The sequence below is a fragment of the Vibrio sp. 10N.247.310.17 genome, from assembly GCF_041466605.1.
In the GTDB taxonomy this organism is placed as follows: Bacteria; Pseudomonadota; Gammaproteobacteria; order Enterobacterales; family Vibrionaceae; genus Vibrio; species Vibrio tasmaniensis_A.
This window is the reverse complement of record NZ_JBFSTC010000125.1, coordinates 1-10,708: the sequence shown is the minus strand read 5'-3', so window position 1 is coordinate 10,708 and position 10,708 is coordinate 1. Positions and strand designations below refer to the sequence as shown.

Sequence of the window (10,708 nt, the reverse complement as noted above, 5' to 3'; positions counted from 1 at the left end):
TTTGGACATAAAAAGACCCCCAATAATTGGTGTCCAACTATTGGGGGTCAGTTCATCCATCTACGAACTGTTGGGCTTTTTTGTATCTCCTGATAATGAATAGAGCACTCTATACAGGATAAATTGGCGATAACTTCCAGTTGTTGTGAACTTTATCTAGAGCTCAATGTCGTATTTGCGTGAGTTGGTGTTTATGCATCGTTTATCGTGTATCTACGGTTTATCGCGTTTATACATCGTTTCACTTTAACAATTTCATGACTTGTGACTCGAAGAGATCTTATTTAAGCTAACCGCAATTCAATGAGCTCGCTTTAACTATTAACTATTAACTGATTAGATTACTGACTGATTTGCTGAACACATCGCTACTCATCTTATCCACACAGAACCGCCGACAAAAGCATTCGCTTTGGGCGCTGTTCCTTACCGGACTGGTTATCGTAACTTGTCTGGCGAGTACGCTGTCTGCAAACAAAGTAACCACTTCAGCTTCCCTAACTGGACAATCAATACTTGTCGGCGCAGAAACCAGCCACCCACAAGCAATCGTCGCACCTTTCGATAAAATGTCTGAGCTCTATGCCAGCGTTTTTGGTTCAGAAGCTTCTAAAACTCTGTCAGCGCCAAATTCTAGCGCGTGCAGCCTAAGCTCCAAAATGCTCACCTTCGCGACACCTAAAACAGGTTGGCTGATTCCTTTTATCCTGTTTATTGCTGTTGCGTACAGCCTATCACCGCACATATCGAGATTGTCTAGAGATAACCATCGCTCTTCTCGACCTACAAAACACCGCTTACATCTAAAGCACTGTATATTTAGAGAGTAAATAACCGGGCTACTACACCCTTTTATTTATTTTTTGGAGATACATTTGTGTACAACACACTACTAACTAAGTTTGTCGATTCGTTGGCATTCTGCATGCGTACATGCGCGAAAACGCTAGTCACTGCCCTTTTGGTTATGACGTCATTTACTGCCTTGGCACAGACGACGGGCTGGCTCAGCGTGCCTGAACATCCACCAGTCAAGATGCGAATGATGTCGACGGGTGAACAATCGGACGACGGTTCTAAGATTCAAACCGTGCTGGATGTCGTTCTCGACGGCGATTGGAAAACCTATTGGCGTAGCCCAGGTGAAGGTGGTATTCCACCAAGTTGGGACTGGTCTGGTTCCACAAACATAGAGTCGGTAGAGTGGCATTGGCCGATCCCTAAATATTACGAACAACTGGACGTGATGACGTTAGGCTACAAAAAACACGTCAGCTTCCCAGTAACGTTGACACTGAAAGACAACACGAAGCCAGCACTGTTCAAGGCGTCGTTCACCTTTCCGTCGTGTACCAATATCTGTGTTTTAACCGATTACGACATCGAATTGCCGATTGATCCGCAAACATTAGAGCTCGATGAAGAAGCGATGTTCTTGTTCAATCAAGGCATGAGCCAATCTCCACGAGAAGCTAACCGCACTTCAGTGAACGGCCTGTTCTGGGATAAAAGCAAACAACAACTGGTGACTCAGCTAACAAGTAAGGAAGGCTGGGATAAACCGATGGTATTGATTGATGGGCAAGAAGTGCTTGATGACTTCTTCTCTCCACCAACCGTCCACATCACAGACAATACAATGACCGCAGTATTCGATGTGAGTAACTGGATCGGCGAGGTCGACTTAACGGATCGCACAGTGAGTATTACCGTTTCAGATACTAACTTTGCCGAAGAGATGACCGCGCAAGTTGGGTCAGACCCGATAGCTTACCAAACAAGCAACAACAGCTTTCTAGTCATGCTTGGTTTTGCGTTAGTGGGCGGTTTAATCCTCAACATCATGCCGTGTGTTCTACCCGTATTAGGAATGAAGTTAAACAGCATCATTCAGAACCAAGGTGCTTCAAATCGCCATATCCGACTCTCATTCCTAGCGTCTGCTGCGGGGGTTATCACTTCGTTTTCGCTACTAGCTCTAGGCATGACCGTTCTGAAAATGGGTGGCAATGCGATTGGTTGGGGAATCCAGTTCCAAAATGTTTGGTTCATCGGGTTCATGCTGATCATTACCCTACTGTTCTCAGTTAACCTACTCGGTCTATTCGAATTCAGGCTTCCATCAGGCTTGAACACTTGGATGGCAACCAAAGGCGACGACTCACATTCAGGTCACTTCATCCAAGGCATGTTTGCGACACTATTGGCAACGCCTTGCAGTGCTCCATTCCTAGGAACTGCAGTGGCTTATGCTCTGGGCGCAAGTTACCAAGAGTTGTGGGCTATCTTTATCGCACTCGGCATTGGTATGAGCGCACCTTGGTTGATCTTCGCGCTATCCCCAAGCCTAACCAAATTGCTTCCAAAGCCTGGGGCATGGATGTTCAAAGTTAAGCTGGTATTTGGCTTAATGATGTTCATTACCAGCCTATGGCTAACAAGCCTTCTGAGCCCATTCATTGGTAAATTCCCAACTATCCTGCTGTCGCTATTTATCGTGATTTCAGTACTGGTTTGGATTGGCATGAAACTGGGTCGCAAGGTGCTTATTCCTATCGTCGCAACCACAACCTTGGTGTTTGGTGCTGCATTGATCGTCGGTAGTGTCACCGCTGATAACTGGGCGACTCCGATTGTTGACGATCTCGCTTGGCAAAAACTGGATGCGAAGCAAATCCCTCAGTTGGTCGAGCAAGGAAAAACAGTCTTTGTCGACGTGACTGCTGAATGGTGTATCACCTGTAAAGCCAACAAAATTGGCGTCATTCTTCAAGATCCTGTCTACAGCCACCTGCAACAAGAAGACATTGTTTTGATGAAAGGCGATTGGACAACACCAAGTGAAAGTGTCACTCAATACTTACAAAGTAATGGGCGATTTGGTGTGCCATTTAATATCGTTTATGGCCCGAGCTATAAAAATGGTATTCCATTACCCGTAATTCTAGACAGTGACACTGTTATTCAAGCCATCGACGCTGCGAGATAATTGATGAAGACGCCCAACAACGAACAAAAGCCTAGCTCTGCTGAAGATAACGCTGTAAAGGCTGAAACCAAAAAGCCAAGCCGTCTTAAGAAGTGGGGAAAGGAACTCGTTTCAATGATACTGATCGTTGGCGTGGTTTCGTTTGCCATGGATTTTTACCACAGCAGAAGCATGCCTCAAGGAGACGCGATTCCAATCGTGGGTCAGTCGATCCAAGGTGAGGATATTGATGTTATCGAGCTAAGCAAAAGCGGTAAGCCCGTTATTGTCTATTTTTGGGCGACTTGGTGTAGCGCGTGCAAATTGGTGAGCCCGACGGTTAATAGCTTCAGCGACTCCCATCAAGTAGTTTCTGTCGCACTTTCATCTGGCCCAGACGAACGTGTTCAGCGCTTCTTAGACGCCAAAGAGTATGACTTCCCTGTTATCAATGATCTCTCTGGATCGATCAGCAGAAGTTGGGGAGTCAATGTCACGCCAAGTATTGTCATCATCAAAGATGGAAAGATCAGCAGTATCGCAACCGGCGTTACTTCCCCTATCGGCCTGTGGTTAAGAACCTACTTTGCATAACTCGCTCACTAAGAAAAACAGAGCAGAGCAAATGAACCGATTAAAGCCAATTTAACAAACAATAATACCGTGAGCGCGACCCAAAACGCGCTCACGATTATCAAGAATTAGAGAATAAACAACATGAAAAAACATCTGATTTGCACACTGATTTTAGGCTCACTAATGAGCACAAGTGCCTTCGCTGAGTTAAGCACAGAACAAACCCAGCAACTCGAAGAAATTAACCAGTTCCTGAAGGAGAATCCTTCTACGATTTCAGGGCTGCATACCAGTTTAGAGCAGTATGTCGCGGGCCAAGCGCAAGCAAAGAAAGCTCAAGCAGAGAGTCACGACTGGTTGTATAACAATGACGCTCACCCAATCACGGGCAACCCTGACGGAAAATCAGTCATCGTTAACTTCACTGATTACAACTGCCCTTTCTGTAAACGCTTAGAGAAAGGCTTAGTAAAATTAGCTTCTGAAAATAGTGATATCAAAATCATCAATGTGTACTTGTCATTTAAGCAGCAACAAGTAGATGGCCTTGATACCAATGCAGCTCTATACGCGATGAAAGTATGGAAAGATAATCCAGAAGCCTTCCCTGAAGTCAACAGACTGCTGATGGCAAAAAGTGGTATTCACTCGAAAAGCTCACTAGAAGCCGTAGCCAAGAAGACAGGAACAGAAGCGGAACTAAAAACAACTCAAGAACAAAACCAGGTTCTAACCACTAACCATCAAACCTTTAGCGCTCTGGGTTTAACAGGAACGCCAACGATGATGATGAATGATCAGCTTCTACCGGGCTATGTGCCTTACGATCGACTTAAAGATATCGTGGATGATGCTTTTTAATCGAGCGTAGATAGAGATAAAGACTAGAAAGAGAAGTGAATAAAAGCCGACTCGCGCAACACCCAGTCGGCTTTTTCATTGTTTGAATAAAGTAGATAGTCCATTTACCTTAAATTTAAAGGTGAGTTGAATCCTAAAAACGACCAAAGTTAAAACGCGTACATTCTTTTGTCCGTCGATAGTTCAAAACAGTACTCTGCGTGTTTTCTAAGGCATTCAAACACTTCTCGATCCAACTTATAACTATCAACTTGGTCCGTTAATATCGCTAGAGTTTCTTCCAGTGTCATACCTTTACGATAAGGGCGAGACTGGGTTAATGCTTGGAATACATCGACTACAGCAACAATTCTACTGGGTTGATCTAAATCTTCAGCCGTTTTACCCATCGGATAGCCTGAACCATCTAACCTTTCATGGTGGTCGGAAGCCCACTGACACACCTGAGGCGAACTAAACAGCTCCTGCAGCGCGAATCGAGTATCTGTCGCATGGCGTTTAATACAACAGTATTCTTCGTCAGTGAGCAAATCTGGCTTATGAAGAATGTCACCAGGGGTTTGCAGTTTGCCAATATCGTGAACTAAACCAGCTAAATAGAGCTTTCTCTGCGTTGTGTGTGAATAACCAAGTTGTTTAGCTAGATATTCAGAAAGTTGCCCTACCTTCAACGAGTGCTTGAAAGTGAACGAGCTTTTCGTATCAACGACATTAGCAATAAACTCGGCAAAGGCGACTGTTTCATCCAGCGACATTTGCTGAGAGAAAAAGGGTACAGGTTCAAAGTTATCTCTCATATTCTCGATGTAAGGGGTCTCCATCGAGAACCAAAAATCATCCAGATCAACCAACTCACACATGTGCTGTACAAGATTGGTTTCGAACATCTCGTCCGCTTGCTCAGTCAAACGTCCAATAATGCTCGCTTTACCGTCTGGGGTTAGGTTCCCATAACGATCAGAAGCGGTTATGCCATATAGATAGTCAACTCTGTCAGCAAGTATCACAACTGCAGCCAGTTCCTTTTCTAATTCACTGATATTCATAGTCTTTAGATCTAACCAAGGGGTATGATGATAAAGAACTGGCTTAGCAAATATAGAAAGAACAGGGCACTCCTTTAAAATTTGGTAGCCCTTTTGACAATGGTAATAAGTCGAGTCGGGAACAAACCCCGAATTCAGTCGACGTTGCTCGTCTATTTGCGACACTCCGCAGTCGTGAATTAGCCCTAACGAAAATGCGAGCTGTGCCTGCTCCTCTTCCCACCCCACGCTCAGAGCACATCGATATGCGATGTAACCCACCCTCTGTCCATGGTTTTTGCTTTCAAAACCGACGTTATCAAGCGCCTTAGCAATACCAAATAGAGCCTTTCTTAGGTCTACGGTTACCTCTTGGCAATGTTGATTCATTACTTAAGCCTAGTATTTTTATAGTTTTTATATATTTAGGCTGCTAATACTAATGCATGACCAACGATCATACCCGCAATTATTATAAGGTTTAATGTATTTCGTGATAGACCTAGCGTATCACGAATAATTCGCGCTACAAGTGGTTGCATATTCAAAATTGTGCGACATTATAACCTGCCGACCAAAAGACACTTAAATCATCAGCCAAAAGAAAAGGGAAAACATGTTTAAAACAGTTATCGATGAAGAGTTATCCATCGCTCTGGTTGAAGAGAACTTCGCATCTCATTACGCGGAAATTTCACAAAGCCAAAATGAGTATCTTAGCCAATGGTTAGCATGGCCACCGCACTGCAAAACAGAGCAGGACTTTAGGATCTTCATCCAGCGCTCGCTACATGATTACGCGGAAGGCAAAAGCATGACATGTGCGATTGTGTACAAAGACAATATCGTCGGTAACTGTAGCTTTAACACCATTGACCACAGCAAACAGAAAGTCACGATAGGCTATTGGTTGTCTGAGACTTACCAAGGTAACGGGATCGTTACACGCGTAGTTGAGAAGCTCATTGATATTGCTTTCAATGAGTTAGATATGGAAAAGGTGGAGATATCAGCTGCAACTGGCAACCAGAGTAGTCGCAAGGTTTGTGAGCGCTTACATTTCACATTAGAAGGTATCATAACTCGTAACGAGAACTTAAATGGCCGTATCATAGATCATGCTATTTATGGCCTTCATCGTTTAAGCACCAACAATATCTAAGCTTGATTTTCTACTTGGTAAATTTTGCCAATTGATAGTGAATGATAATTGGTAATTAGTAAGTTAATTAAATTAGTAAGCCACGATATTAAACCGTGGCTTTCATTTTTAAGAGTCTAATTGGTCTCTTACTAAAATCATTTACGTGATCTTTGGGATTAAGATACAGAACTTGGCACCACCGCGATTGCTATCGCAGATCCGAATGTCCCAAGAAAGCTTTTTAGCCGCTGAAATCGCTATCGCTAGACCTAACCCTAACCCACCAGTTGCTGATGCTCTGCTAGAATCTAAGCGAGAAAACGGAAGGAATACTTCTTCACGCCTGTCCTCCGGTATCCCAGAGCCATTGTCTTCAATCAGAACCAGCCAATTTTCTGAGTTCTCGTCCAGAGTTACCCAGACTTTGTCTTGTGTGTAATTCCCAGCGTTCTTAATCACGTTATCAAAAACCAAACGCGCCATCGAGCAATCACACTTAATTTTGCACTCTAGCTTTACTTTGGACTCAAAAATAACATTGTCTAACTCCGAGTAACGGATTCTATCTAAACAATACTCGCGAAGGTCAGCTTTCACTTTAACAAGCTCGAAGAAAGAATTATCCATGACATTCAACTTCGACAGCATGATAATTTCTGACGTGAGGTCGTTGATATCCCCGATGTAGGTATCAATATCATCGAAAAAAACCTGATGATGCTCTGGAGCTTCCCGCCTTAAGAGATCCGTCGCCAATTGAATACGGCTTAGCGGTGTACGGACTTCATGTGGAATCGCTTGAGCAAATATATGACTTTGTTTTACTTTGCTCTCAATCTCCTCAGCCATGAAGTTAAAACTTTTGGCTAGCTCAGACACTGGGTGTATATCATCTACGTCAGAGCGAGTACTCAGCTTCCCCTTACCAAACTGCTTCTGTTTCTCAACAAGTAACTCTATTCTTTCTTGAAAACGCCTAACAGGTAAGTAAACACTTGCGCCAATAGCGAAGATAACGGCCAACAAAAGCCCAATAAGAAAGTTTCTTTCTGAATCTTCATACCACTCAATTTCAGGTGAGAAGAAATCGCCTACCTCACTGAACGCAAAGCTAAACCTAGAATTTGGTAGCTGAAATACTGCCGAATAGAGATTATTTTCACTTAGGTATACCGGTACACCATTCAAGGTGGTAAATAACTCGCATCGTTGACACGGAGCCTCTCCCGACCAATTCTCCAACAGGCGTAAATTGAAAATATAAAATTGCTGGTAGCCTGTTCTGTCGAGTTCTTTATATAGCGAGTTTTCTCGGTTGTGTTGACGAACATACTGCTCAGAAAAGTAGATGCCATCATTAAGGAATATTTCGATCTGGGTACGCCGCATGTGCCCTTCACCAAGGTTCCAAAACAAAAATATCGTTGCCGACATCCCTGCCACAATTCCAAGGTACAAACGAGTAAACATAGAAACAGATCGAAGTTTCACCGCGATAGACTTATACAACCAGCATATACCCCTTGTTACGAACCGTACGGATCAACTGCTTATCTTTTGCATGCATACGCAGCTTCCGGCGCAACCCTGAAACACGCATATCAATAGAGCGGTCGTTAAAGGCATAATCAATACCTCTAAATAGCTGGCAACATTGATCTCGAGTAACGACCTGACAAATGTTATTAACAAGAAGATTTAGAATTTCAAACTCGGCAGAGGTGAGCTTTAGGTTCTGTCCATACAGAGTGGCACTTTGAGCTGTACTGTTGATCACAATTTCACCTGGGGTTTCAGCGGTCGTGTCAGGCTCAGCAACGACAGGGGCTGCGCGACGCAATAGTGCTTCAATTCGTGCCAATAATGCATGACCACGAATAGGTTTTGCAACGTAGTCATCCGCGCCAAACTTAAACAAACTAACCTCACTCATTTCATCAGCAGAGGCAGTCAATACTAAGATAATCCCATTATAAAATTCGCGAGCCTGTCGGCAAATCTGTGCGCCGCTCATTCCTGGAAGCATCAAGTCCAACAGAACGAGATCGGGTTCAATACTGCGGATCGCTTCAATGGCCAAATCCCCTTCATGGACAACGCTAACATTGTAGCCTTCAGCTTCGAGGTAAAGCGTAGTTAAACGCGCTATCGCCTGGTCATCTTCGACAATCAGCACTTTGGTTTTCGACATTTCTATCACCAGCATTTATTAAAAGCGAGGGCAGTATATATACTGTTCATATATCATCAATATTGTTATTGAAGTCACTAACTTACCGTACGCAAAACACATTAATCACTTTTGTACATACACGTTTACAAACCATCGTTCAGCAACAAAAACGCTCATTTATTGATTGATTTCCCGTCAAAAACGGAAAATCTAGACGCTTAAATGCTTACGTTTGCTTACCTTCTTACGCGCACTTACATTAAAAGAATTTACAAAACTCATTCAAATAAACTTACTAAACATTAATAACACAATAGTTAGTAACACTTCAAATCAACAAAATGACAGATTTTAAAACCGCGATCGTATTCTAAAAAATTGAAGAAAACGATTACTTAACCAATCAAATAGCATGTTCCATTATCAAGCTCTCTCCCCCTCTATCAAGCTCTCTCCCCCTCTATCAAGTAAAGTCTTCTTCAAGTAACATTTATTCGGCTAATCATTAACTCAAATAATAAACAACGGTGACTTACTGATTAAACAAAAGTCACTTTGTCACAAGGCCACTTAAAGATGAATAAATCGCTTTTAATGTTACTGACCATGACCGCTTTGTTGGCAACACGAGTCACCGCTGCTCCTAATAAACATGAGGTGATGAATCAAATCAAAGCGCAAGTAAGCTCTTGGATAGATATTCAAGTCACACCACAAAATAGTATTATCCAAAAGATGGTCTTCAACTGTAATTTCTACCTAACAACCCCAAGCATTAAATCTCCAGATGGCAACGAAAGCAGCTCTGGTTCATATCGCTTTTATTCACATAATGGGGTAGTCGGCGCGATGACTGAACCTTTCACTACTCAACCCCTTCCAGAATTAACAATGTGCCTGAAAGAAGACTTCATCGTCACTAACCAAGATCAAGCCCAATTATTATTTGAAGCAATTGAGACGGTATACACAAATCATTCAATGTTTGACGATCGCTTCCCGAAAGAAATCGTCAAGACATCAATAGGTTGGAACTTCATCAACGGGGAAATTTTTGGGGACAATAAAGGCTATGCGATTGAAAGCACCCCGGAAGGAAAAGTAACCAAAATTATCCGTTCACTGAATCTTTAAACGCTATTTTTGTCGCTAATTTATCTTTAGTGCCTGATTTTTCTTTAACACATAGCTTCTTCATGGCTGTTAAAGATCAGAGTTCAATTTGATAGACGCACTGCCAAAGCACGACATCTGTCTGCATAAATCGATTAAAGTATGAGTTCCCCGAATTTATTATGATGACCAGCTACCAACCTTTCGAACATCTAAAGTGTCCTATCTGGATATATGACATTGATAATAAGCGAATAACCTGGGCAAACAGCAGTGCCCTCCCTCTTTGGGAGTCTGAATCTCTATTTGAACTGACCTCACGCGATTTTGGTATTGAAATGTCAAAAGCGATCGAAGCAACGCTTGAAGAATATCAGAGACAATTTCAGCGAAATCAAAGTGTAAAGACTTGGTGGAACTTCACCCCAAAATACATTTCTAAACGCGCACTATGTCTTTTCTCTGGAATCCCATTACCCGATGGCCGAACAGGGATGCTAGCGCAAGTCATCGCAGAAGAAGAGAGCTTAAAACGCGATCTCACATACTCTGATGGTTCCAACCTCTCTCTTTTATTCAACAAAGTGGGAAGCGTAGTGAGTGCAAACTCCGCTTTTTCTAAAAACTACGGCTCGCCGTTTAGTCGCCTATCCGATTTTGTTTCAAGCGAAGAAGTTGCAGACCAATGGTTATTTTCAGCTCGCAAAGGTCGAGACATTTTGGAGGAAGTCAGCTGTAAAATTGAAAATAAAACCCACCACTTTGATGTTCATGGAAAGTGGTTGTTTGACAAAAGCGGTGTTTTTCAAGGTAGTTGTCATCATTTGCTTGCTTATTAAGCAGCTTCT

At 42.8% G+C, this 10,708-nt stretch carries 9 protein-coding genes and 1 pseudogene; 7 read left to right on the top strand and 3 right to left on the bottom strand.

What is annotated here, in order from left to right:
* Positions 1 to 353: 353 nt before the first annotated feature.
* From AB6D80_RS22805 to AB6D80_RS22790, 4 genes are all read left to right on the top strand, one after another.
* The gene (locus AB6D80_RS22805) at positions 354 to 830 is read left to right on the top strand and encodes a hypothetical protein (RefSeq protein ID WP_371703132.1); all 477 of its coding nucleotides are present in this window, start codon (positions 354 to 356) and stop codon (positions 828 to 830) included.
* A 95-nt stretch (positions 831 to 925) separates the two neighbouring features.
* Positions 926 to 2,989: a protein-disulfide reductase DsbD family protein gene (locus tag AB6D80_RS22800; RefSeq protein ID WP_371703163.1), complete on the top strand. Its 2,064-nt coding sequence runs from the start codon at positions 926 to 928 to the stop codon at positions 2,987 to 2,989.
* A gap of 3 nt (positions 2,990 to 2,992) precedes the next feature.
* Positions 2,993 to 3,562, top strand: coding sequence for a protein disulfide oxidoreductase (locus tag AB6D80_RS22795; RefSeq protein WP_009844757.1), 570 nt, complete (start codon positions 2,993 to 2,995; stop codon positions 3,560 to 3,562).
* Positions 3,563 to 3,685: 123 nt separating this feature from the next.
* Positions 3,686 to 4,405 (top strand): DsbA family protein, encoded by a 720-nt coding sequence (locus AB6D80_RS22790; RefSeq protein WP_371703134.1) that lies wholly within the window; start codon positions 3,686 to 3,688, stop codon positions 4,403 to 4,405.
* A 149-nt stretch (positions 4,406 to 4,554) separates the two neighbouring features.
* Here the strand turns inward: AB6D80_RS22790 and AB6D80_RS22785 are convergent, their stop codons facing one another.
* Positions 4,555 to 5,820: an HD domain-containing phosphohydrolase gene (locus AB6D80_RS22785; protein WP_372189679.1), complete on the bottom strand. Its 1,266-nt coding sequence runs from the start codon at positions 5,818 to 5,820 to the stop codon at positions 4,555 to 4,557.
* Positions 5,821 to 6,046: 226 nt separating this feature from the next.
* Between AB6D80_RS22785 and AB6D80_RS22780 the strand changes: the two genes are divergently transcribed.
* Positions 6,047 to 6,592 carry a GNAT family N-acetyltransferase gene (locus AB6D80_RS22780; RefSeq protein ID WP_371703136.1) on the top strand — a complete coding sequence of 182 codons (546 nt, stop codon included), beginning with the start codon at positions 6,047 to 6,049 and terminating at the stop codon, positions 6,590 to 6,592.
* Positions 6,593 to 6,733: 141 nt separating this feature from the next.
* Here AB6D80_RS22780 and AB6D80_RS22775 read toward each other — a convergent pair whose 3' ends face one another.
* Positions 6,734 to 8,083: a HAMP domain-containing sensor histidine kinase gene (locus tag AB6D80_RS22775; protein WP_017099768.1), complete on the bottom strand. Its 1,350-nt coding sequence runs from the start codon at positions 8,081 to 8,083 to the stop codon at positions 6,734 to 6,736.
* Positions 8,076 to 8,765 carry a response regulator transcription factor gene (locus AB6D80_RS22770; RefSeq protein ID WP_029222829.1) on the bottom strand — a complete coding sequence of 230 codons (690 nt, stop codon included), beginning with the start codon at positions 8,763 to 8,765 and terminating at the stop codon, positions 8,076 to 8,078. Before AB6D80_RS22770 ends, AB6D80_RS22775 begins: the two co-directional genes overlap by 8 nt.
* A 558-nt stretch (positions 8,766 to 9,323) precedes the next feature.
* Here AB6D80_RS22770 and AB6D80_RS22765 point away from each other — a divergent pair.
* Together AB6D80_RS22765 and AB6D80_RS22760 are read left to right on the top strand one after the other, a co-directional pair.
* Positions 9,324 to 9,881 (top strand): hypothetical protein, encoded by a 558-nt coding sequence (locus AB6D80_RS22765; protein WP_371703137.1) that lies wholly within the window; start codon positions 9,324 to 9,326, stop codon positions 9,879 to 9,881.
* A gap of 161 nt (positions 9,882 to 10,042) precedes the next feature.
* Positions 10,043 to 10,657, top strand: a pseudogene (locus tag AB6D80_RS22760) (GGDEF-domain containing protein); the annotation flags it as partial.
* Positions 10,658 to 10,708 lie beyond the last annotated feature (51 nt).

Bases quoted from the DNA above. Each gene is read 5' to 3' on its own strand.
- AB6D80_RS22800 (WP_371703163.1), top strand. From the start codon at position 926: ATGCGTACATGCGCGAAAACGCTAGTCACTGCCCTTTTGGTTATGACG.
- AB6D80_RS22795 (WP_009844757.1), top strand. From the start codon at position 2,993: ATGAAGACGCCCAACAACGAACAAAAGCCTAGCTCTGCTGAAGATAAC.
- AB6D80_RS22790 (WP_371703134.1), top strand. From the start codon at position 3,686: ATGAAAAAACATCTGATTTGCACACTGATTTTAGGCTCACTAATGAGC.
- AB6D80_RS22785 (WP_372189679.1), bottom strand. From the start codon at position 5,820: ATGAATCAACATTGCCAAGAGGTAACCGTAGACCTAAGAAAGGCTCTA.
- AB6D80_RS22780 (WP_371703136.1), top strand. From the start codon at position 6,047: ATGTTTAAAACAGTTATCGATGAAGAGTTATCCATCGCTCTGGTTGAA.
- AB6D80_RS22770 (WP_029222829.1), bottom strand. From the start codon at position 8,765: ATGTCGAAAACCAAAGTGCTGATTGTCGAAGATGACCAGGCGATAGCG.
- AB6D80_RS22765 (WP_371703137.1), top strand. From the start codon at position 9,324: ATGAATAAATCGCTTTTAATGTTACTGACCATGACCGCTTTGTTGGCA.